This window comes from Massilia sp. TWP1-3-3, from assembly GCF_049897805.1.
In the GTDB taxonomy this organism is placed as follows: Bacteria; Pseudomonadota; Gammaproteobacteria; order Burkholderiales; family Burkholderiaceae_D; genus Telluria_A.
The window spans coordinates 100636-120315 of the sequence record NZ_JAFCWX010000002.1 but is presented as its reverse complement, the minus strand read 5'-3'; the positions used below and the strand labels follow the sequence as shown (position 1 = coordinate 120315).

The window sequence follows — 19680 nt, the reverse complement described above, 5'->3', positions numbered from 1 at the left end:
GACAATGATGGACGCAGTGTTCTATGGCTTTTCCGTGCTGCTGTTCGCAGCGGTCATCCTGCTGTTCGAGGGTGCCTATCTGTGGTGGTCCGGCACCCACGGCGGCGGCGCGCGGCGCATAACGCGCCGCTTGCGCCTGATGTCGGGCGGCATCGATGACCCGCGCGAACAGGTGTCCATCCTCAAGCAGCGCCGCTACAGCCGCGGCGAGTGGCTCGATGCCCTCTTGCAGCGCATGCGCCTGGCGCACGCGATCGACCGCGCGCTGCTGCAGTCCGGCCTGCGCTGGTCGGTGGCGCAGTTCATCGGCGCCACGCTCGGCGGGCTGCTGCTGGCACTGGTGGTGCTGCAACTGCGTCCGGCGCCGCTGCTGGCGAAGGTGGTGCTCAGCGTGCTGTTCATGAGCGTGCCATACATCTTGCTGCGGCGCGCCCGCAGCGCGCGCCTGATCAAGATTGAAGAGCAGTTGCCGGAAGCTGCCGACTTCCTGGCGCGCGCGATGCGCGCCGGCCACTCGTTTACCAACGTGCTGCAGATGGTCGGCACCGAGTTGCCCGAGCCGCTCTCGGGCGAGTTTCGCGCCGCGCACGAGGAAGTCAATTACGGCGTGCCGATGAATGAAGCGCTGTACAACCTGGCCGACCGGATTCCCCTGACCGATATGCGCTACCTCGTCATCGCCGTGGTCATCCAGCGCGAGTCGGGCGGCAACCTGGCGGAAATTCTCGGCAATATCAGCCATATCATCCGCGAGCGCCTGAAACTGATCGGCAAGGTGCGCGTACTGTCGGCCGAAGGGCGGATGTCGGCCTGGGTGCTGGGTTTGATGCCGTTTTGCATGATGCTGTTCATGATGATCGCCAACCCCAAATATGTCAGCGTGCTGTGGACCGACCCGATGGGCATCAAGATGCTGTGGTGGGGCGCGGCCATGATACTCATCGGCGTGCTCTGGATCCGCCGCCTGATCCACATCCGGGTTTAAGGAGAATGCCATGACCATGTCTACTATCCTGTTTTTGATCGTTATCTTCACGATCGTCGGCGCCGTCGCGCTGCTGGCGATGAAGCTGTTTTCGCCCGGCTACCTGCGCGGCCGGCTCGACGGTGTGCACGGGACGGCCGAGCCGGGCGCGCTCGAGAGCGACGGCTGGGTTGAAAAAGTGGTCAAGGTGGCCCAGCCTTTCAGCCGCCTGTCGCTGCCCGAGGAAGGCTGGGAGCGCTCCGCGCTGCGCACCCGCTTCATGAACGCCGGCTGGCGCAGCCCGGGCGCGGCGACGCTGTATTTCGGCGCCAAGACGGTCCTGGCGCTGGGACTGCCGGGCATTGTGGCGCTGCTCGTGATGCTGTACGCGCCGGGCATGCCGCCGCGCCGCTTCATGGTTCTGCTGCTGTGCACCGCCGCCTTCGGCTATTACATTCCCAACTTCGTGCTTGAACGCGTGGCGCGGCGCCGCGAGCGCGATATTTTCGAAACCATCCCCGACGCGCTCGACCTGCTCACCGTATGCGTCGAGGCCGGTCTGTCGCTCGAGCGCGCGCTGGTCAAGGTGGCCGGCGAAATCCATGTCAAGAGCATGGTGCTGGCGCAGGAACTGCAGCTGGTGCTGATGGAAATGCGGGCCGGCTTCACCAAGGAGCGGGCGCTGCGCAATTTCGCGCTGCGCAGCGGCGTGGAAGATGTCGACACGCTCGTCGCGATGCTGATCCAGTCCGAGCGCTTCGGCACCAGCATGGGCACCTCGCTGCGGGTGCACTCGGACAACCTGCGCACCAAGCGGCGCATGATGGCCGAGGAAGCGGCCGCAAAAATCGCCCTGAAACTGCTGTTCCCGCTGATCTTTTTCATCTTCCCGACGCTGCTCATCGTGCTGGTCGGTCCGGCCGGGATCCAGGTCGCACGCACCATGAGCAAGATTGCCGGCACCAACTGAAAAAGGAACCATCATGCAAACCATCCTGAAACGTCTTTCCCTGCTGGTTGCCGGTTCACTGCTGCTGGCGTGCGCCGGCACCACCTTGCGTCTGCCATCGGGCGAGCAAAGCGCGATCGACGCCGAACATGCCTACCTGGTGGGGCGCACCCATCACCTGGAACGGCATCCCGAACAGGCGCTGCGCTACTACCAGGCTGCGCTGCAGGCCGCGCCCATGCATGTGGATGCGCGCAACGGCCTGGCCTCGCTGTACGCCGAACAGGGTGAGCTGGACAAGGCGATCGCGCTGTGGGAGAGCTTGACCGACGCCGCCAGCGGCCCGGAAAGCGCGTACATGGTCAGCAACCTGGGCTACGCCTACTTCCTGCGCGGCGACCTGGCGTCGGCCCAGGCCGCGCTGGAAAAAGCCTGCCTGCTCGACCCGCTCAATTACCGCGCCTGGCACCACCTTGGCAATGTGCTGGGCAAGGCCGGGCAAAGCGAGCGCGCCGAAGCGATGTACCGCCAGGCCGCCGCTTTGCTGGGCCACGACTTCAAGGCTGATTATGCGCTCGCGCCGCGCGCCGGCGTGGCCGCGATCGACGAGGCGCTCAAGGCCGCCCGGGAAAAAGAAAAGGACAACGGCAATCCGGAAGGCTGGGCCCAGACCGAAGTGCGCCAGACCGAAGGCGGCGTGTTCATCTTGCGCCGGGTCGAGGCGGACGGCGCCGTCAAGCTGGCGGCGGCGCCTTCCGCGCGCGCCATGCTCGAAATTCGCAATGGCAATGGCGTGGGCGGCATGGCGCGCAAGCTGGCGCGCACCATGAACGAAGGCAGCACGCGCGTGGTGCGGCTGACCAACCAAAAAGGCTTTGGCGTGCTGCGCTCGCGCGTCGAGTATAGCGTGGCGTTCAAAAACACCGCCTTGCGCCTGGCCGAGCGGGTCGGGGCCATGCAGCTGGTGCAGGTGGAGAGCGTGGGCGGCGCCGACATCCGGCTGGTCATCGGGCGCGACATGAAGGAGACCGACGCCCCCGTGCTGGCCACGGCGCGCAATGCAGCGCCTGAACAGGGTTAACATCGCAAGCCTGTTCGTTTGGCGCAGATCAAATGCGGACTGGCTTCTGACCCGAAAATAGGACGGACCAACCAGATAAGGGGAGTCCATCATGAGGATCGCACACCGTATCAGCACCGTCCTTTCCAGCTTGCTCGTAGTCACGCTGGTCGCTTGCGCGCCGAGCAGCAAACACGCCAGCACCGGCGAATACATCGACGACACCATGATCACGGGCAAGGTCAAGGCCGCCCTGGTGGCCGATCCCGACCTCAAGGCCACGGAAATCAACGTGGAAACCTACAAGGGAACGGTGCAGCTGAGCGGGTTTGTCAGCGCGCCCGAACATATTCCCAAGGCGGTGCAGCTGACGCGCGGCATCGAAGGCGTCAAGAACGTCAAGAACGACATCGCCGTCAAGCGCTAGCGCCGCGCGCAGCAAAAAGCCGCCTGTTATCGGGCGGCTTTAGTTGTTGGGCGGGTAGATTTATTCCCAGGAAATGCTGCCCATCCCCTTGGCGTCGGCAGTGCGCGTTGCCGGCTTGCCGTACACGGTGGCCGAACCCATGCCGCTCAGCTTGACCTTGGCGCCGTTCTTGGCGTAAACGCTGGCACTGCCCAGGCCCGACATGTCCAGTTCGACCGTGTCGGCCACGAGTTTCTGTGCGTCGAGTCCACCCACGCCGCCCAGGTCGGCGCGCAGCAGCTTGCTGGTGCCGCTGATCTCGATGTGGCCGGCGCCGCGCAGCTTGATATCGACCTGATCGGCATTGCCCGACTTGAGCGTCATGCTTCCCACGCCGCCCAGGCGCGCCGTCAGGTTCTGGTAGGTACTGTCGACGTTGACGGAGCCGGCGCCATCGAGCGACAGCTTCAGTTCTTTGCCGGTAAACCCTCTCACGTCGGTGGCGCCCACGCCGTGCGACACCAGTTCATTCAAGTTTGGCACGGTCAGTTCGGCGCGCACATCGTATTTTTTGTTGTTGCCGATATGCCAGCTGCGGGTGCCTTCGGAATCGATATTGAGCGTGTCGCCGTTTTGGGTGACGATCACTTTCGCAATGTTATCCTTGTCGCCGATCAAGACCAGGGAAGGCGTGGCCCCCTGCGTGATGTGCAGGTTGATGACGCCGCCCAGCTGCACTTTCGCCACGCGCGCATTGATGCCGCGTTTCTGCGCGATGCGCTCGTCAGCCAACGCACTGCCCGCTGTTGCGCACAGTGTTGCCGCCATGACCGCCATGCCGAATAACTTGTTCATCCTGATTCCCCGGTGTTGTGTCGTCAATGTCTGGCGCGAATTAGTTGCCGAGCTGCGCTTTTTCAGCGGCGCTCAAACGCTTGGCGGTGACGGTGATGACCATCATCTCGGGCACGGTGCCGACCTTGACGACTTCAACGGGCGCCGGCTTGTGGGCAGATGAGGACGCGGTCGCCAGGCCCGTCATCGAGACGACGGCGACGGCTGCGACGAAGATCAATTCCATGTTTTTTGCGATGTTCATTGTGAGTTCCTCTGTGTATTAGTTCGTTTGCTTGAGTGAACTATAAACAGGGGCCACCCCGTGAGCGAGCGCATTGCGACGGAATGCGCATATGGCGGAATAGAATACGCATGCGGGAGATGACGGCGCCGGCGCGGCAAGAGCTGACTCAGAAGCGGAATACCTGATACTTGTCGCAAGTAAAGGCTGCCTGCTGGCTGGCAACCGAACGCCAGAGCACGCTGGCGCCGGGTCGCGTCACCCACCACGCGATGCCGATCTGCTTGCCCAGGGCCGATGCCTGATCCCAGGTCGCAGCGGAGCGGATATCGGCAATTGCTTGCAGTCGTTTGGCCATCGGCGGGCGCATCCCGCCATACTTGATCACATAGGGCTTGCGAGCGCTCAAGGCTGTCAGGATGAGCTTGGGGTCATTGCCTGCGTCCTGGACGATATCGCTGGCCAAGCTGTGGGCCTTGATAAAATCAGCCGATCGCATCAGGCAGTCAGAAAAGGCGGGGTGCGCGACATTCCAAATTGGCATGGTCTGTATCCGGCTACCGAAGTCGCCTGGGATGACCAGCGTGACAACGAGCACGACCCAGCCCCAGCGGGCGGCACTGGACTTGCCCGGCGGCGCGTCGCCAAAGCGCAGGCGATACGCGCCTGATGTCGCCCAGAGCACCAGCACGAAGTAAGCCCAGACGAATGGCCTGTGCAGCAGTTCCTCCGGCATGCCGACATGACGGTCGTCCAGGGCGAGCCCGGTGGCCATGACCAGAAAGGTTCCGGCGACCAGGATCGGGAAAAGCCACACGACGGGTTCGAACTCCCGACGCAAGCGCTTGAGCAGGAATCCATACGCAACAGGAAAGAAGCCGAACGTAATGACGAGCAGCATGAGTGCGAACATGATGCCGTGCCCACTGGTCACAGGAAGACTATCGGAGAAGAGCGTTTTTACCAGACCCGGACGCTGCATGTTGAGGATCGACTGAGAAAATGTCGAGAGGCTGGACCCGTCAAGCCGAATCACTGGTACGCTCGCCAATTGCTGCGAGATATTGACGACGGCTATAAAGACCGTGGTGAACAGTGCCGCGATAGCACAGCGCTGCCACAGGAACAATCCCGCGAAAAACAATGCCGGAAAAAGCAAAACCAGCAAGGCAATGGCGACGAATATTTGCGCTTTGAAGACCAAGGTGACAAGTAAAAACGTATAGCTGGCGAAAATAAGCCCTATTCTTCGGCTACGGCATGCTTCCATCATCAACAGGAACGACAGTGCCGCACTAGCCACGCCATAGCCGCTTGCCGGTGCTACCTGTTGCAACCAGTGATAACTCATGAATGGGTTGCCAAAACCTTGTTGCGCGGCATCGGGCAAGATGAGAACTGCGAGCGCTCCAACCCCTGCGCCCCAGTTGCCGAACACTGGGGCGGCAAGCGCATACGCAGCGAAAAAAGTCAGCAATATACTGACCGGAACCAGGAAACTTGCGTAGGCAACCCACGCCGAGCTATCAGCGGCACTGACCATCAGTGCGGGGACTACATAACTTGCGAAATGATAAGGGTGAGCAACAACCCCCGCCATGCGCACGTCATAAATTGTCGACGCGCCGGTCGATCCCGCGAAAGCGGTGATTTGACTCAGATGGTAGAAAACGTCCTGCCAGGCCGGGACGATGGTGACAGAATGAGCGCTACTGATGGGACTGAACAAATCCCTGCACCACAGGGTTGTCGCCAGCAGGGCAAGGGCGATAAACGTTGATTCTGCCGCACTGCCACCGGACAACGCCTTCGTCCAGCGACCTCGACGGACGAAAATCCAGATAGCGATGGCAGCAATTGCAATGATCGCCGCGTCAGTGAGCAAACCGAAGCGAAGTACAAGCGCCAATACATAGAGCAGTACGATTCCCGTTAGGACACCGCTGAGCAATCTGAACGACAAGTTGTCAAAGGTCTCCTTGTCGTTGAGCATCACCTTGAGCAGTATGTCCCCCAACAGAAAAGCGACGATCACTGCGGTCAGCAAACCAATGGCAACTGCCAGGTTTGCTGATCTGGCGGTGAAAACATGCCATCCCATCAAAGAGACGTACACGTATAGCAATCCCAGCCATTTCCCCCGCAGGTGTACAGAGAACTTTCCCAGTGAATTCATTTTTCGTTTAGTCAGGTCGAGATGCTGGTTGCTCTGGTGTCGCGCCGAGCATGGCCGGGCCCGTTCCTGGCGTCTGGGTCGGTATAGCACGCACAATCGTGTGAGTGGTAGCGCCGGGTGGTGCCGCAACCAGTGTACACGGCAGCAATGGACGCCAGTGTGCATTGAACACCAGGCAAGGCGACGCAGTCAAAAAAAATGCCTCAGGTGAAGTTCACCTGAGGCATTGCTTGCGCGCTAATTTTTGGTGCCGACTGCCGGTTTCGAACTGGCCACCTGATGATTACAAATCAACTGCTCTACCAAATGAGCTAAGTCGGCGAAACTTTTACACGCCCGGATTATACGCTATTTGATACGCGTCAGTGTCGGTCGGCCGGACTTTTTCGGCGGTTCGTTGTTGTCGTCTGGCGCGCTCGAGAGCTTGGCTGGAACGCTTTCCGGCACGCTGCTGGGTACCGATGCCAGCGAGGGCGCCGTACTTAACGGGCTGTCGGCAGGCGCGGCGGCAGCCGCCTCGGCGGCGCTGCCCGAGACTTCAAACGCCATGCCCTGGCCGTTTTCATTGGCGTAGATCGCGAGCACATTGTGCACTGGCACGTAAATCTCGCGTGAAACGCCCCCAAAGCGGGCATGAAAGGCAACCGCGTCATTGTCCATCTTCAAGCCCGAGGTGGCGCCAAAGCTGATGTTGAGCACGATTTCGCCCTTCTTGACGTATTCCATGGGAACGGTGGTGCCGGCGTCGACCTTGACGGCCAGGTAGGGCGTAAAGCCGCTGTCGGTGCACCATTCGTAGATGGCGCGCAGCATGTAGGGCTTGGTTGAGATATCAGGCATGTTCTTTGAGTAGTTGAAACGCGTTGCACGCCAGTTTACTGCGATTTGCACGGTGACGTGCCAACTGGCGTGCAACGGAACTGCGGGACCTGCAGGAACTAAGGCAAGCTGCGGAGAGCGTTGCGCTTAACGGCGCATGACCTTTTCCGATGGCGTCAACGCTTCGATGTAGGCAGGGCGCGAGAAAATGCGCTCGGCGTACTTCATCAGCGGCGCAGCCGTCTTCGACAGTTCGATGCCATAGTGATCCAGACGCCACAGCAATGGCGCGACCGCAACGTCCAGCATGGAAAACTCGTCGCCCAGCATGTACTTGTTCTTGAGGAACAGCGGCGCAAGCGTGGTCAGGCGGTCGCGGATTTCGGCGCGGGCCTTGTCGTGGCTTTTGTCGTTGGCCTTGGCGCGCTCGGACTCGAGAACGTGCACATGGACGAACAGTTCTTTTTCGAAATTGAACAGCATCAGGCGGGCACGCGCGCGCATCAGCGGGTCGGCCGGCATCAGTTGCGGATGCGGGAAGCGCTCATCGATGTATTCGTTGATGATGTTCGATTCGTACAGAATCAGTTCGCGCTCGACCAGGATCGGCACCTGGCCGTACGGGTTCATCGTCGAAATGTCTTCTGGCTTGTTGAACAGATCCACATCGCGCACTTCGAAGTCCATGCCTTTTTCAAACAGGACCAGGCGGCAGCGTTGGGAAAACGGGCACGTTGTGCCGGAGTAGAGAACCATCATTGTTATAGTTCCTTAGAAACAAAGGGGGTGAAGCCACAAGTGGATCACCCCGAAATGATTGCCCGCCAGGCGGGCAATGAAAGACTTACATACGTAGCTACTTGATGACCGGGCCTTGCTTACTTAACGTCTTTCCAGTACGACTTGCTCAGCAGCCAGGCGAACAGGACGAAGAAGGACATCAGGAACAAGACCCAGACGCCGAGTTTCTTGCGCGTGGCAGCAGCAGGCTCGGCCATCCACCCCATGTAGTTCACCAGGTCGGCCGTTGCTTCGTCGAACTGAAGCTGCGTCATGGTGCCAGGGGTGACTTGCTCGAAACCGCCGAACACATGCACCATCTTGCCATGTTCGTGCGGATCAGCTTGCTCGACCATCTTGACGGTGCGCACACCTTGCATCTGCCACATGACGTGCGGCATGGCCACGTTCGGCACCACCAGGTTGTTCCAGCCGGTCGGACGGGTGTCGTCCTGGTAGAACGTGCGCAGGTAGGTGTACAGGTAGTCGGCGCCGGTGCCCGACGGCGAGGCCTTGGCGCGGGCGATCACCGACAGGTCGGGCGGCACGACGCCGAACCAGACCTTGGCATCTTCCGGACGCAGCGCGGTGGTCATCATGCCGCCCACTTTATCTTGCGTGAACAACAGGTTTTCCCTGATTTGCGCTTCGTCCAGGCCGAGGTCGCGCAACCGGTTGTAGCGCATCGAAGAAGCCGAGTGGCAGTTCAGGCAATGGTTGACGAACAGCTTGGCGCCGTTCTGCAGCGACGACATGCTGGCGCGCGCCGGCGCCTTGTCCAGCGGGTGGCCGCCGGAGTTGGCGAATGCCAGGCCCGGCAGCAATGCCAGGATAGCGATCAGTTTTTGAGCAAAATTCATGTAAAGGTCCTTTTTCGCTTGTTGATGTCGTCGATTAGTGCGGATGGAACGTCACACGTTTCGGCACCGGCTTGAAGGTGCCCATCGAGCTCCACCAAGGCATCAACATAAAGAAGCTGAAGTACAACAGCGTGCAGACCTGCGAAATGAGCGTGTACGCTTCGGTCGGCGCCTGGGTGCCCAAAAAGCCGAGCAGCACAAAGCTGACAAAGAACACCAGGTACACATACTTGTGCCAGTCTGGACGGTAGCGGATCGACTTCACCGGCGACTGGTCCAGCCATGGCATCGCGGCCAGGATCATGACGGAGCCGCCAAAGAACACAACGCCCCACAGCTTCGCTTCCGAGAACTGCGGCAGCATCGCCACGATCACCAGCAGCGCGAAGACCGCGATGCCAGCCTTGACCACGAACGACAGGCGCGTTTTGAGCCAGATGAAGGCGACATAAGCGGCGATAGCTGCCATCAGCACGTAGATGAAGTCAGCCGTTACGGCACGCAATACCGAGTAGAACGGCGTGAAATACCAGGTCGGCGCAATGTGCGGCGGCGTTTTCATCGAATCGGCAGGGATGAAGTTGTTGTATTCCAGGAAGTAGCCGCCCATTTCAGGCGCAAAGAAGACCACTGCGCTAAAGATCAGCAAGAACACAGACACGCCGAACAAGTCGTGCACCGAGTAGTAAGGATGCGAAGGAATGGCGTCCACCGGATGGCCGTCGGCGCCCAGGTTTTCTTTCACTTCAATACCGTCAGGATTGTTCGAACCGACTTCGTGCAGCGCGATCAAGTGCGCGGCAACCAGGCCCAGCAGAACGAGCGGAATGGCGATCACGTGGAACGCAAAGAAGCGGTTCAGCGTGGCGTCGCCGACGACGTAGTCGCCGCGGATCCACAGCGACAGGTCAGGGCCGACCAGCGGAATGGCGCCGAACAGGTTGACAATCACTTGCGCGCCCCAGTACGACATCTGGCCCCAAGGCAGTAGGTAGCCAAAGAACGCTTCGGCCATCAGGGCCAGGAAAATCGCAAAGCCGAACAGCCAGATCAGTTCGCGTGGCTTGCGGTACGAGCCGTACAGCAGGCCGCGCGTCATGTGCAGGTAAATCACGATGAAGAACGCCGACGCGCCGGTCGAGTGCATATAGCGCACCAGCCAGCCGCCCGGCACTTCGCGCATGATGTATTCAACCGAGCTGAAGGCCAGGTTGGAATCAGGCTTGTAGTGCATCGTCAGGAAAATACCGGTGACGATCTGCAACACCAGAATCAGCATCGCCAGCGAGCCGAAGAGATACCAGAAGTTGAAGTTTTTAGGCGCGTAGTACTTGCCCCACTGATCATTCCACAGCTTGGTCAGCGGAAAACGGTCGTCGACCCAGCCCAGCGCTTTTTCAGCGACGGGGGCGTTGGCCGGTAATTTGGTTTCTTTGAAAGCGGCCATGATTATGCCTCGCCTTTCTCGTCTTTACCGATGAGGATTTTATTCTCGCTCAGGTACATGTATGGCGGAACGTCGAGGTTGGTCGGCGCAGGCTTGTTCTGGTACACGCGGGCCGCCAGGTCGAAGGTCGAGCCGTGGCATGGGCACAAAAAGCCGCCCTTCCAGTCGTTGGGCAGGTTCGGCTGTTCGCCTTCGGCAAAGCGCGACGTCGGCGAGCAGCCCAGGTGCGAGCAAATGCCAACGACGACCAGCACTTCCGGATGTTCCTTGCGCGAACGCGTCTGGTTCTTTGCGTACTCGGGCATGGCCAGCTGGTATACCTTGTCAGATTTCGGGTCGGCCAGCTGCGCTTCGGTTTTCGGCAGGCTTGCCATCATTTCCGGCGTGCGCTTCAGGATCCACACGGGCTTGCCGCGCCATTCGACTACTTTCATGCCGCCCGGCTGCAAATCGGAGATATCCGCTTCCACCGGCGCGCCGGCAGCTTTCGCCCGTTCCGACGGCTGGAAGGTGCCTACCAGTACTCCCGCCGTGCCCAAACCTATCGCTCCACCAGCGACGGCTGTCGCGCCGAGCAAACCGCGGCGGCCTGAATCGACCTGCTTTTCGTTACCCATACCAACCCCAATCAGTCAAAATGCGAAATCTTAAAAAGCCACTTAGAGCTTCTAGCAACCTTAAATTATAAGGGAAGCGGCTGGCGAAATGAAGAAATAATGTTGCCGAGCGCCCTGATCAGGTCCTTTTGCCCCACTTTCAGTCGCTTTAGAGGGCGGAACATGGCCGGCTTGCCACACATCGAAAAAAGCGCCTGCGCCAGGAACCGCGCGTGGGTGTTTGGTTTCTAAGCTGTTCAGGTATGATTGTGATCACATTTTTCAATAAGCGATGGGTAAATCATGGGCATGATGGGCGAGTTCAGGCAGTTCGCGATGAAGGGCAACGTGGTCGACCTGGCCGTGGGCGTCATCATCGGGGGCGCGTTCGGCAAGATTGTCGACTCGCTGGTGGCGGACGTCATCATGCCGCCCATCAGCCGACTGTTTGGCGGGCTCGACTTTGCCAGCTACTATCTGCCCCTGAAAGGGCAGGGCATGGGCTTGCCGCTGGCCGAGGCGCGCAAGCTGGGCGCCGTGCTGGCATACGGCAACTTCCTGACGGTGCTGCTCAATTTCATCATTCTCGCGTTCGTCATTTTCCAGATGATCCGCCTGATGAACCGCTTGCGCCGCACCGAACCGGCGCCGGCGGTGGTCGTGATCACGCCCGAAGAAATCGTCTTGCTGCGGGAAATTCGCGATGCGCTGAAAAAAGCGTGAATTACGCTTGACCAACGCTTCACCAACGCTTCACCAATATAAGGCTCGCTTCCCATGCGACGCTACTGGCTGTTGTTTGCGCAAACGGTGACGGTGGCCTTGGCGCTGTATTTTGTGGCGGCGACGCTACGGCCCGAGTGGCTGCGCGCTGGCGGCCATTTCTCGCGCGTTGGCACGGTGGCCGATTCGGTGGCGGTGCTGCAGTCCCCGCGCCTGCCGGCGCTGGCGGGCAGCTACCGCCTGGCGGCAGGGCGCGCCATGCCGGCCGTGGTCAACATCCTCACCAGCAAGTCGCTGGGCCAGAACCATCCGCTGCTCAAGGATCCGTTCTTTCGCCGCTTCTTCGGCGAGCGCGTCCCGCAAGACGAGCAGCAATCGAGCCTGGGCTCGGGCGTCATCGTCAGTCCCGACGGCTATATCCTGACCAACAACCACGTCATCGAAGCGGCTGACGAAATCCGCGTCGTGCTGGCTGACGGGCGCAAGGCCCCGGCCAAGGTGGTGGGGACCGACCCCGAAACCGACCTGGCCGTGATCCGCATCGACGAGCGCAGCCTGCCCGTGATGGTGCTGGGACACTCCGACCAGGCGCGCGTGGGCGACGTGGTGCTGGCCATCGGCAACCCGTTCGGGGTGGGGCAGACGGTGACCATGGGTATCATTTCCGCTCTCGGGCGCAACAACTTGCACATCAACCATTTCGAAGACTTCATCCAGACCGACGCCGCCATCAATTTCGGCAACTCGGGCGGCGCGCTGATCGATGCCGACGGTAATCTGTTAGGCATCAATTCGGCGATTTACTCGCAGACCGGCGGCTCGGTCGGCATCGGCTTTGCCATTCCCGTGAGCACCGCCAAGGCCGTGATGGAAGCGATCATCAAGGATGGCCAGGTGGTGCGCGGCTGGATCGGCATCGAGACCCAGGACATCACGCCGGAACTGGCCGAGAGCTTCAGCCTGGCGCGCGACAAGGGCGCCATCATCGCCGGCGTGGTGCGCAACGGCCCGGCCGACCGTGCGGGCATGAAGCCGGGCGACATCTTGCTGACGGTGGCGGGCAAGCCGGTCGCGAGCACCAGCGAGACGCTCAAGTTGATTGCCCAGCTCATTCCTGGCCAGAAAGCTACAATGACGCTGATGCGCAAGAACCGCGAAACGGCGGTCGAAGTGAGCATCGCCAAGCGCCCCCGCGCCGAGTAAACATTTATAAATGGAATTCCAAGTATGCACTTGCGCGACTTGACGCAATTTTTAACCGAGCTGGCCGACAACAACAACCGCCCCTGGTTCATCCACAACAAACCACGCTACGATATTTTGCGCGAAGAGTTCGAGACCGTGGTCACCGAGCTGATCGCCGCCATCGCCACGTTCGACCGGCAAGTAGTGGCGTGCAATCCCAAAAAAGCCATGTTTCGCATCAACCGCGACGTGCGTTTTGCCAACGACAAGCGGCCCTACAAGACGCGTTTTTCAGCCGGCATCACGCCGAACGATTTGCGCCGGCCCAGTGCGGGCGGCGGGCCCACCTATTATTTCCATATCGAAGGCGACGGCACGCTGGGCATCGGCGCGGGCGAGTACATGCCGCCGGCCGAGCGCTTGAAAGCGATCCGCGAGCAGATCGTCAACGATGCGACAGGTTTTGCCAAACTGATCAAAAATAAGTCCCTGCGCGCGACCTTTGGCGAACTGGAAACCGAGCATAAACTGCTACGGCCGCCCAAGGGGTATGACCCCGAGCATCCGCACATTGAATACCTGAAACTGAAAGGGTTCTTTTTGTGGACCGAGGTCAAGCTCACGCTGAACGCACCTGAGGAACTGGTGCCGCAGTTGGCGCGCGCCTACAAGGATGCCTATGCGCTCGTGGCCTGGCTAAGGGCTGTCGAAGTCGCACCCACCGAAGACTGACAGGAGATTGTATGGCTTTGCAACATGCCGCCTCTGGCGAACTGATACGCCTGCAACGCAGCGACGACGATATCGCCCATTTCACGTCCGTAGCGCTGGCCAAGACCGCGCATATGGAGTTGATCCGGCTGGTGCTGCCCAAAGAACGCGACATGCCGGTGCACAAGGTTGACGGCGAGATGAGCTTGTTGTGCCTGCAGGGCGAACTTGTGTGCGATGCGCATGGGGCCTCGACCGTGCTCAGGCCTGGGGAAATGCTGTATTTGCTGGGCGGCGTGCCGCACGCGGTGCGCGCGAATGAAGACGCGGTGGCGCTGCTGACGATTTTACTCAATCCGCGCTGAGGCGGTGATGGCGGTGCGGTGGTCCCAATGAGCCGGGTCTATCCCCACATTGTCCTCGCGTACGAGGGTGTAGTAAAAGCGATGGCTACCGCGTAGGTCGGAAAAGCGTAGCGCATTCCGACAGGCGCCGACGGGACGCGAGCATGTCGGAATGCGCTGCGCTTTTCCGACGGTTCTCGGCAACGCGAAGTATCCGCGCACCGAGCTTTTACTGCCGTGGTGGATCCGTGCGTGCGCGTCCGGTTTACGCCAGGACGGTGGAACAGGCCACAGCTCGCCTTCCAACAGGCGCCACCCTGATCACGCCAACTCATCCCTCGGATCGCGCGCCAGCAATTGCGCCAGCATCGCCTGCGGCGTATCCCCGTCAAACAACACCCCCGCCACCGCATTGGTAATCGGCATATCCACCCCAAGAGATCGCGCCAGCTCGCGCACCGCCTTGGCACACGGCACGCCTTCCGCCACATGCCCCAGCTCGGCCACGATGGTCTCCAGCGCCTGCCCCTTGGCCAGTGCCAAGCCCACCTTGCGGTTGCGCGACAAGTCCCCCGTGCACGTGAGAATCAAATCCCCCATCCCCGTCAGCCCCATGAAGGTGCTGCTGGACCCACCCAAGGCCGTTCCCAGTCGCACGATTTCCGCCAGCCCGCGCGTGATCAGTGCGGCCCTGGCATTCAAGCCCAGCCCCAGCCCGTCGGCCACGCCGGTGGCGATCGCCAGCACATTCTTGACCGCGCCGCCCACTTCCACGCCCACCAGGTCGTCACACGAATACACGCGAATATTACCGCCGTGAACCGCCGCCACAACGCGCTCGCGCAGCGCTTCGGAGCTTGACGCCACCGTCAGCGCGCACGGCAGTCCGCGCGCCACTTCCTGCGCGAATGACGGCCCGGACAGCGCCGCGCCCGGCACGCTCTCGCCCAGCACTTGCTGCACCACCTGGTGCGGCAGCAGGCCGGTGCCGCCTTCAAAACCCTTGCACAGCCACACGATATTGGCAATTGGCCGGCCCTTGAGCTGCTCGAGCAGCGGGCGCAGGCCGGCTACCGGACAGGCGGCAATGAGCAGCGGCGCGCAAGATCGGTCCACGTTGGCGCCGTCCAGGTGCGCCAGTGCGGCGTCAAAGTCGCCCGTCACGCGCAAGCCGTCAGGAAAGGCAAAGCCGGGCAGGTAATGCGTATTTTCGCGCGCGGCGTCGATCGCTTGCATGGCAGCGCTGTCGCGCCCCCAGATCAGCACGTCGTTGCGCTCGGCCAGTGCCAGCGCGACCGCGGTTCCCCAGGCGCCGGCGCCCAGCACGGTGATCTTGCGTAAGTTTTTCTTATGCATGGAGTGTCCCGGGTCAGATGCCCCAGACCTCCGTCGCCTTGATGTAACCGATGATGCCATCCTTGTGGCGCACCTTGACCCAGCTCGACGCTTGCGGGTCAGCCAGTTCGAGCAGCACGCCCTTGTCGGCCATCATCAACGCAATGCCGCTGTCGTCCGCCGTCGGGCGCACCTTGGCGCCGGACACGCGCACCACCACATTGCGCTTGGCGCTCAGCAGTTTTAGCTCGGTCCACGCCATGTCGCCGCTGGCGTCGCGCACCTTGACCCATTCGCCGTAGCTCAGCACCACCTCGACCGGCATGCCGCGCGGGGCGATGAACAGCTTGCCGCCGCGCAGCGAAGGGGCGTCATACAGGATGGCCGGGGTCGCGCCCACGGTCTTGAAATCGAATGCTTGTGCAGTCGCCGCCGCGAGCAATAACGCTGCGCTGACTAAAAAACGGGGGAATGTCATGGTGGCCTTCGCCGATGGTTGCAGGGTGGACAGGATTCTGCCCACCCCTGATGCTGCAATTACTTAATTACTGAATGACTTAGTGTGCTGCGGTGTCTGCCGGCGCTGCGGCCGCTGCATCAGCGAGGGCTTGGCGGCGCTGCTGGTAGAACACTTCAAAATTGATTTCAGCCAGGTGCACTGGCGGGAAGCCGGCGCGGGTGATGATGTCGGCGATGTTGCCGCGCAGGTAAGGGTAGACGATGTTCGGGCAACCGATTCCCAGCAGTGGATCCATCTGGTCCGCAGGAATGTTGCGCGCTTCAAAGATACCGGCTTGCTTGCCTTCGACCAGGAACGCGACCTTGTCCTTGACCTTGGCGGTCACGGTGATCGTCACGGTCGACTCGTAGATGCCGTCGGCGATGGCTTCGGCGCCCACGTCGAGCGACACTTCGATGGTCGGCGCTTCTTGCTCGAGGAAGATGGCTGGGGAATTCGGTTGCTCCAGCGACATGTCTTTCAGGTAGACGCGTTGGATTTGAAATACTGGTTGCAAGGTTTCGTCAGACATGGAACGCTTTCGTTGAGAAATAAAAAGAACGGCGAGCCGCCGTTCCAGATGTGCTTGAATTCAAACGCGACGGCAATTGTATCAAAACCAACCCACCTGAAAAGTGTTTTAAGCAATCCATCCGGGTGCTTTTCGCTGCGTTGCGCTCATGTGGGGCTTAAACGGCGTTTAACAAGGGGTCGAGGCGTCCGGCCTGGTCCAGCGCGTACAGGTCGTCAAAGCCGCCCACATGGGTGTCGCCCACAAAAATTTGCGGCACGGTGCGCCGGCCCGACTTTTGCATCATGATCGTTTTTTGCTCGGCATCGAGGTCGACCCGGATCTTTTCAATCTCGACGCCTTTGGCTTCAAGCAGGCGCTCGGCGCGCACGCAGTACGGGCACGAGGCCGTGTGATACATCACAACATGGGCTGTCATGGGGAAATCCTTTCTTACTTGACTGTGGGCAGGCTTGCGGCTTGCCAGGCGGCGAGGCCACCATCGAGGGCGAGTGCATCTTCAAATCCGGCGGCCTGCAGCAGGCGCACAGCCTTGTCGGCCCGCGCGCCACTCTGGCACACGACAACAATGCTCTTGCTTTTGGACTTGTCCAATTCGCCGATACGTTTGTCGAAGTCTGCCAGTGGAATGTTTTTCGCGTCGCGCAAATGGCCAGCGGCAAATTCTTCCGGGGTACGAATGTCGACCAGAACATGCTTGCCGCGGTTGATAATCTGCACCACTTCGGTCGCAGAAGCACGCTTGCCGCGTGGCATGAGGGCCGGCAGCAGCAGCGCGCCACCCGACATGACGGCAATGCCGATGAGCAACAAGTTGTCTAGAATAAATTTCACGGAATTCCAATAGTTAATGGTTTAAGACAAGGCAATGCGGGCATTATAAAATAGAAGACGGCTCTCGATTAAAATCTTACCTCCGGCATCCTTCCGATCCCACCAACTCCTGGAAAACATTACATGTACAAAATTGTCTTCATGCGCCATGGCGAATCCACCTGGAACCTCGAAAATCGCTTTACGGGCTGGACCGATGTCGATCTGACCGAAAAGGGTGTACGCGAAGCAAAAAGCGCAGGGCAAGTCTTGAAAGAAGCCGGTTTTACCTTCGACGTGGCCTATACGTCGGTGCTCAAGCGCGCCATCCGCACGCTGTGGCTGGCGCTGGACGAGATGGACATGATGTGGCTGCCCGTCAAGAACGACTGGCGCTTGAATGAGCGCCACTATGGCGCCCTGCAAGGCTTGGACAAGGGCGAAACCGCCGCCAAGTATGGCGACGCGCAAGTGCTGGTATGGCGCCGCAGTTACGACACGCCGCCGCCGCCTTTGGCAGCCGATGATGAGCGCACTTCGTTCAAGGACCCGCGCTACGCCGGCGTGCCGCAGGACAGTATTCCGCTCACCGAATGCCTGAAGGATACCGTGGCGCGCGTGATGCCGGTGTGGGATGAAGAAATTGCCCCGGCCATCCGCGCCGGCAAGAAAATTTTGATCTCGGCCCACGGCAACAGCCTGCGCGCGCTGATCAAAATGCTCGACGGTATTTCGGACGAAGACATCGTGGGCTTGAACATTCCCAACGGCCAGCCGCTGGTCTACGAGCTCGACGCTGACTTGAAGCCGATCCGCCATTACTACCTGGGCGACCAGGACGCCATCGCCGCCGCCGTGGCCGCCGTGGCCAACCAGGGAAAGGCCAAGTAAGCTTTGTCTTTCCCATTGTCGACCCGCTGGGTCAAGCAGTTCGGCGCCGGCAGCGTGCTTTGCATGCTGCTGGCCGCCGCCGTGGGAATCGCGCATGCCGCCCCCAAAAAACCGACCGAACGCACCAAGCAGAAAGCGGCGGCCGAAGCCACGCGCGCTGAAATCGCGCAAAAACTGGCCCGCATGAAAAGCGAGCTGGTCAAAACCGAAGATCAAAAGGAAGACGCGGCCGACACCCTGGCCAAGTCCGAGGAAGCCATTTCCGACGCCAACCGCCAACTGCGCGAACTGGCCGAAGAGCAAGTGGAAACAGGCCACAAGCTGACCAGCCTCGGCGCCGAACAAGAACGCCTGACCGGCGTGGTGACCGCCCAGAAAAAGCAACTGTCCGCCTTGCTGCGCGAGCAGTATGTGGCGGGCAATGAAGACCGCATCAAGCTCTTGCTCTCGGGCGACAACCCGAACCGCATCAGCCGCGATTTGCAACGCATGTCCTACGTGTCGCAAGCCCAGGCGCGCCTGCTGGCCTCGCTCCGGCAAAACCTGGCCCAGGTCGAACTGAACCAGCAAAAAGAACAGAATGCCAAGGCTGAGCTCGATGAGATCGCCGAAGAGGAGCGCGACCAGAAAGTCGTGCTGGAGCAGGAAAAGGCGCACCGCGCCGCCTTGCTCGGCACGCTGTCGAAAAAACTCGTGGCCCAGCGCAAGGAAATCGGCACGCTCGAGCGCGACGAACAGCGCATGGCCGGCCTGGTCGACAAATTGTCGCGCCTGATCAAGGAACAGGCCGAAGCCGCCGCCGCCGAAAAACGCCGCCTGGAAGCGGTGGCCGCCGCCAGGGCCCGCGCCGCTGCCGAAGCCGCGCAGCTGGCCCGCGCGCGCGCCGAGGCGGAACGCGAGCGCCTGGCGCGCGTTGCTGCCGCCGCCACCGCCGCCGCGGCCAAGCCGCCCGTCAAGGGTGCGCCGCCGCTGCCTGTGCCAAAACCGCCCAAACCGTTCAAGCCCGACCCGATCGACGACGTCGAGCCACCCGTGCGCGTGGTCCAGACGCCGCCCAAACCGGATCCGGCGGCGGCCCGGCCGGCCGACATCGCGCTCGCCCCTGCCGCCCCGGATGGCGCATTTGAAAGCCTCAAGGGCCGCATGCGCGCCCCGGTCAGCGGGCAACTGGCGGCCCGGTTCGGCGCCAAGCGCGACGGCGGCCCCAGCTGGAAAGGCGTGTTCATCAAGGCGCCGGAAGGCAGCGAAGTGAAGGCCGTGGCCGCCGGACGCGTGGTGTTCGCGGCCTGGATGCGCGGCTTTGGCAACCTCATCATTGTCGACCATGGCAGCGAATACCTGTCCATCTACGGCAGCAACCAGTCGCTGCTGCGGCGCGTGGGCGACGCCGTCAAGGGCGGCGAACCGATTGCCAGCGCGGGAAACACGGGCGGGGGCGAAGATTCGGGGCTATACTTTGAACTCAGGCACCGCGGTGCGGCCTTCAATCCGGCGTCCTGGATCAGCTTTTAA

At 61.1% G+C, this 19680-nt stretch carries 23 protein-coding genes and 1 tRNA gene; 10 read left to right on the top strand and 14 right to left on the bottom strand.

Going from position 1 to position 19680, the window contains the following annotated elements:
- Positions 1-7 precede the first annotated feature (7 nt).
- The 4 genes from ACP7D4_RS02285 to ACP7D4_RS02270 all read left to right on the top strand — a co-directional run bounded on the left by ACP7D4_RS02285 (position 8) and on the right by ACP7D4_RS02270 (position 3400).
- Complete coding sequence (locus tag ACP7D4_RS02285) at positions 8-985, top strand: type II secretion system F family protein (RefSeq protein WP_426207653.1); 978 nt, start codon at positions 8-10, stop codon at positions 983-985.
- A 10-nt stretch (positions 986-995) separates the two neighbouring features.
- Positions 996-1934 (top strand): type II secretion system F family protein, encoded by a 939-nt coding sequence (locus ACP7D4_RS02280; RefSeq protein ID WP_426101760.1) that lies wholly within the window; start codon positions 996-998, stop codon positions 1932-1934.
- A gap of 13 nt (positions 1935-1947) precedes the next feature.
- Positions 1948-2994 carry a tetratricopeptide repeat protein gene (locus ACP7D4_RS02275; RefSeq protein WP_426207652.1) on the top strand — a complete coding sequence of 349 codons (1047 nt, stop codon included), beginning with the start codon at positions 1948-1950 and terminating at the stop codon, positions 2992-2994.
- 91 nt (positions 2995-3085) lie between these two features.
- Positions 3086-3400 (top strand): BON domain-containing protein, encoded by a 315-nt coding sequence (locus tag ACP7D4_RS02270; protein ID WP_426207651.1) that lies wholly within the window; start codon positions 3086-3088, stop codon positions 3398-3400.
- 60 nt (positions 3401-3460) lie between these two features.
- Here ACP7D4_RS02270 and ACP7D4_RS02265 read toward each other — a convergent pair whose 3' ends face one another.
- From ACP7D4_RS02265 to petA, 9 genes are all read right to left on the bottom strand, one after another.
- The gene (locus tag ACP7D4_RS02265; protein WP_426101754.1) at positions 3461-4234 is read right to left on the bottom strand and encodes a GIN domain-containing protein; all 774 of its coding nucleotides are present in this window, start codon (positions 4232-4234) and stop codon (positions 3461-3463) included.
- A 40-nt stretch (positions 4235-4274) separates the two neighbouring features.
- Positions 4275-4478 (bottom strand): hypothetical protein, encoded by a 204-nt coding sequence (locus ACP7D4_RS02260; RefSeq protein WP_426101752.1) that lies wholly within the window; start codon positions 4476-4478, stop codon positions 4275-4277.
- Positions 4479-4626: 148 nt separating this feature from the next.
- On the bottom strand, positions 4627-6633 hold the full coding sequence (locus ACP7D4_RS02255) for a hypothetical protein (protein WP_426101750.1): 2007 nt from the start codon (positions 6631-6633) through the stop codon (positions 4627-4629).
- A gap of 245 nt (positions 6634-6878) precedes the next feature.
- Positions 6879-6954, bottom strand: a tRNA-Thr gene (locus ACP7D4_RS02250).
- Positions 6955-6981: 27 nt separating this feature from the next.
- Positions 6982-7473 carry a ClpXP protease specificity-enhancing factor gene (locus tag ACP7D4_RS02245; protein WP_426101748.1) on the bottom strand — a complete coding sequence of 164 codons (492 nt, stop codon included), beginning with the start codon at positions 7471-7473 and terminating at the stop codon, positions 6982-6984.
- Positions 7474-7599: 126 nt separating this feature from the next.
- Complete coding sequence (locus tag ACP7D4_RS02240) at positions 7600-8211, bottom strand: glutathione S-transferase N-terminal domain-containing protein (RefSeq protein WP_054265664.1); 612 nt, start codon at positions 8209-8211, stop codon at positions 7600-7602.
- A 119-nt stretch (positions 8212-8330) separates the two neighbouring features.
- Positions 8331-9092, bottom strand: a complete 762-nt coding sequence (locus ACP7D4_RS02235; protein WP_426207650.1) for a cytochrome c1 — start codon at positions 9090-9092, stop codon at positions 8331-8333.
- Between the two features lie 34 nt (positions 9093-9126).
- Positions 9127-10539 carry a cytochrome b gene (locus ACP7D4_RS02230; RefSeq protein WP_426101743.1) on the bottom strand — a complete coding sequence of 471 codons (1413 nt, stop codon included), beginning with the start codon at positions 10537-10539 and terminating at the stop codon, positions 9127-9129.
- Between the two features lie 2 nt (positions 10540-10541).
- Positions 10542-11156: a ubiquinol-cytochrome c reductase iron-sulfur subunit gene (gene petA / locus ACP7D4_RS02225; protein ID WP_426101741.1), complete on the bottom strand. Its 615-nt coding sequence runs from the start codon at positions 11154-11156 to the stop codon at positions 10542-10544.
- A 282-nt stretch (positions 11157-11438) separates the two neighbouring features.
- Here petA and mscL point away from each other — a divergent pair, with 282 nt between their 5' ends.
- The 4 genes from mscL to ACP7D4_RS02205 are packed head-to-tail and all read left to right on the top strand — an operon-like array spanning position 11439 to position 14119.
- Positions 11439-11858: a large conductance mechanosensitive channel protein MscL gene (mscL, locus tag ACP7D4_RS02220; protein WP_426101739.1), complete on the top strand. Its 420-nt coding sequence runs from the start codon at positions 11439-11441 to the stop codon at positions 11856-11858.
- A gap of 54 nt (positions 11859-11912) precedes the next feature.
- A complete protein-coding gene (locus ACP7D4_RS02215; protein ID WP_426207649.1) occupies positions 11913-13061 on the top strand; it encodes a Do family serine endopeptidase in 1149 nt (382 codons plus the stop codon).
- Positions 13062-13085: 24 nt separating this feature from the next.
- On the top strand, positions 13086-13775 hold the full coding sequence (locus ACP7D4_RS02210) for a DUF2461 domain-containing protein (protein ID WP_426101735.1): 690 nt from the start codon (positions 13086-13088) through the stop codon (positions 13773-13775).
- Positions 13776-13786: 11 nt separating this feature from the next.
- Positions 13787-14119: a cupin domain-containing protein gene (locus ACP7D4_RS02205; protein ID WP_426101733.1), complete on the top strand. Its 333-nt coding sequence runs from the start codon at positions 13787-13789 to the stop codon at positions 14117-14119.
- A gap of 300 nt (positions 14120-14419) precedes the next feature.
- Here the strand turns inward: ACP7D4_RS02205 and ACP7D4_RS02200 are convergent, their stop codons facing one another.
- The 5 genes from ACP7D4_RS02200 to ACP7D4_RS02180 all read right to left on the bottom strand — a co-directional run bounded on the left by ACP7D4_RS02200 (position 14420) and on the right by ACP7D4_RS02180 (position 17298).
- Positions 14420-15454, bottom strand: coding sequence for an NAD(P)H-dependent glycerol-3-phosphate dehydrogenase (locus tag ACP7D4_RS02200; RefSeq protein ID WP_426207648.1), 1035 nt, complete (start codon positions 15452-15454; stop codon positions 14420-14422).
- A 13-nt stretch (positions 15455-15467) separates the two neighbouring features.
- On the bottom strand, positions 15468-15911 hold the full coding sequence (locus tag ACP7D4_RS02195) for an SH3 domain-containing protein (RefSeq protein WP_426101729.1): 444 nt from the start codon (positions 15909-15911) through the stop codon (positions 15468-15470).
- Positions 15912-15990: 79 nt separating this feature from the next.
- Positions 15991-16464 carry a protein-export chaperone SecB gene (secB, locus tag ACP7D4_RS02190; RefSeq protein WP_426101727.1) on the bottom strand — a complete coding sequence of 158 codons (474 nt, stop codon included), beginning with the start codon at positions 16462-16464 and terminating at the stop codon, positions 15991-15993.
- Between the two features lie 157 nt (positions 16465-16621).
- On the bottom strand, positions 16622-16882 hold the full coding sequence (gene grxC / locus ACP7D4_RS02185) for a glutaredoxin 3 (protein WP_426207647.1): 261 nt from the start codon (positions 16880-16882) through the stop codon (positions 16622-16624).
- 14 nt (positions 16883-16896) lie between these two features.
- Positions 16897-17298, bottom strand: coding sequence for a rhodanese-like domain-containing protein (locus tag ACP7D4_RS02180; protein WP_426207646.1), 402 nt, complete (start codon positions 17296-17298; stop codon positions 16897-16899).
- Positions 17299-17421: 123 nt separating this feature from the next.
- Here ACP7D4_RS02180 and gpmA point away from each other — a divergent pair, with 123 nt between their 5' ends.
- Both gpmA and ACP7D4_RS02170 read left to right on the top strand, forming a co-directional pair.
- Positions 17422-18168 carry a 2,3-diphosphoglycerate-dependent phosphoglycerate mutase gene (gene gpmA, locus ACP7D4_RS02175; protein WP_426101721.1) on the top strand — a complete coding sequence of 249 codons (747 nt, stop codon included), beginning with the start codon at positions 17422-17424 and terminating at the stop codon, positions 18166-18168.
- A 63-nt stretch (positions 18169-18231) separates the two neighbouring features.
- Positions 18232-19680: a murein hydrolase activator EnvC family protein gene (locus ACP7D4_RS02170; RefSeq protein ID WP_426101897.1), complete on the top strand. Its 1449-nt coding sequence runs from the start codon at positions 18232-18234 to the stop codon at positions 19678-19680.

Bases quoted from the DNA above. Each gene is read 5' to 3' on its own strand.
- ACP7D4_RS02285 (WP_426207653.1), top strand. From the start codon at position 8: ATGGACGCAGTGTTCTATGGCTTTTCCGTGCTGCTGTTCGCAGCGGTC.
- ACP7D4_RS02280 (WP_426101760.1), top strand. From the start codon at position 996: ATGACCATGTCTACTATCCTGTTTTTGATCGTTATCTTCACGATCGTC.
- ACP7D4_RS02275 (WP_426207652.1), top strand. From the start codon at position 1,948: ATGCAAACCATCCTGAAACGTCTTTCCCTGCTGGTTGCCGGTTCACTG.
- ACP7D4_RS02270 (WP_426207651.1), top strand. From the start codon at position 3,086: ATGAGGATCGCACACCGTATCAGCACCGTCCTTTCCAGCTTGCTCGTA.
- ACP7D4_RS02265 (WP_426101754.1), bottom strand. From the start codon at position 4,234: ATGAACAAGTTATTCGGCATGGCGGTCATGGCGGCAACACTGTGCGCA.
- ACP7D4_RS02260 (WP_426101752.1), bottom strand. From the start codon at position 4,478: ATGAACATCGCAAAAAACATGGAATTGATCTTCGTCGCAGCCGTCGCC.
- ACP7D4_RS02255 (WP_426101750.1), bottom strand. From the start codon at position 6,633: ATGAATTCACTGGGAAAGTTCTCTGTACACCTGCGGGGGAAATGGCTG.
- ACP7D4_RS02245 (WP_426101748.1), bottom strand. From the start codon at position 7,473: ATGCCTGATATCTCAACCAAGCCCTACATGCTGCGCGCCATCTACGAA.
- ACP7D4_RS02240 (WP_054265664.1), bottom strand. From the start codon at position 8,211: ATGATGGTTCTCTACTCCGGCACAACGTGCCCGTTTTCCCAACGCTGC.
- ACP7D4_RS02235 (WP_426207650.1), bottom strand. From the start codon at position 9,092: ATGAATTTTGCTCAAAAACTGATCGCTATCCTGGCATTGCTGCCGGGC.
- ACP7D4_RS02230 (WP_426101743.1), bottom strand. From the start codon at position 10,539: ATGGCCGCTTTCAAAGAAACCAAATTACCGGCCAACGCCCCCGTCGCT.
- petA (WP_426101741.1), bottom strand. From the start codon at position 11,156: ATGGGTAACGAAAAGCAGGTCGATTCAGGCCGCCGCGGTTTGCTCGGC.
- mscL (WP_426101739.1), top strand. From the start codon at position 11,439: ATGGGCATGATGGGCGAGTTCAGGCAGTTCGCGATGAAGGGCAACGTG.
- ACP7D4_RS02215 (WP_426207649.1), top strand. From the start codon at position 11,913: ATGCGACGCTACTGGCTGTTGTTTGCGCAAACGGTGACGGTGGCCTTG.
- ACP7D4_RS02210 (WP_426101735.1), top strand. From the start codon at position 13,086: ATGCACTTGCGCGACTTGACGCAATTTTTAACCGAGCTGGCCGACAAC.
- ACP7D4_RS02205 (WP_426101733.1), top strand. From the start codon at position 13,787: ATGGCTTTGCAACATGCCGCCTCTGGCGAACTGATACGCCTGCAACGC.
- ACP7D4_RS02200 (WP_426207648.1), bottom strand. From the start codon at position 15,454: ATGCATAAGAAAAACTTACGCAAGATCACCGTGCTGGGCGCCGGCGCC.
- ACP7D4_RS02195 (WP_426101729.1), bottom strand. From the start codon at position 15,911: ATGACATTCCCCCGTTTTTTAGTCAGCGCAGCGTTATTGCTCGCGGCG.
- secB (WP_426101727.1), bottom strand. From the start codon at position 16,464: ATGTCTGACGAAACCTTGCAACCAGTATTTCAAATCCAACGCGTCTAC.
- grxC (WP_426207647.1), bottom strand. From the start codon at position 16,882: ATGACAGCCCATGTTGTGATGTATCACACGGCCTCGTGCCCGTACTGC.
- gpmA (WP_426101721.1), top strand. From the start codon at position 17,422: ATGTACAAAATTGTCTTCATGCGCCATGGCGAATCCACCTGGAACCTC.
- ACP7D4_RS02170 (WP_426101897.1), top strand. From the start codon at position 18,232: ATGCTGCTGGCCGCCGCCGTGGGAATCGCGCATGCCGCCCCCAAAAAA.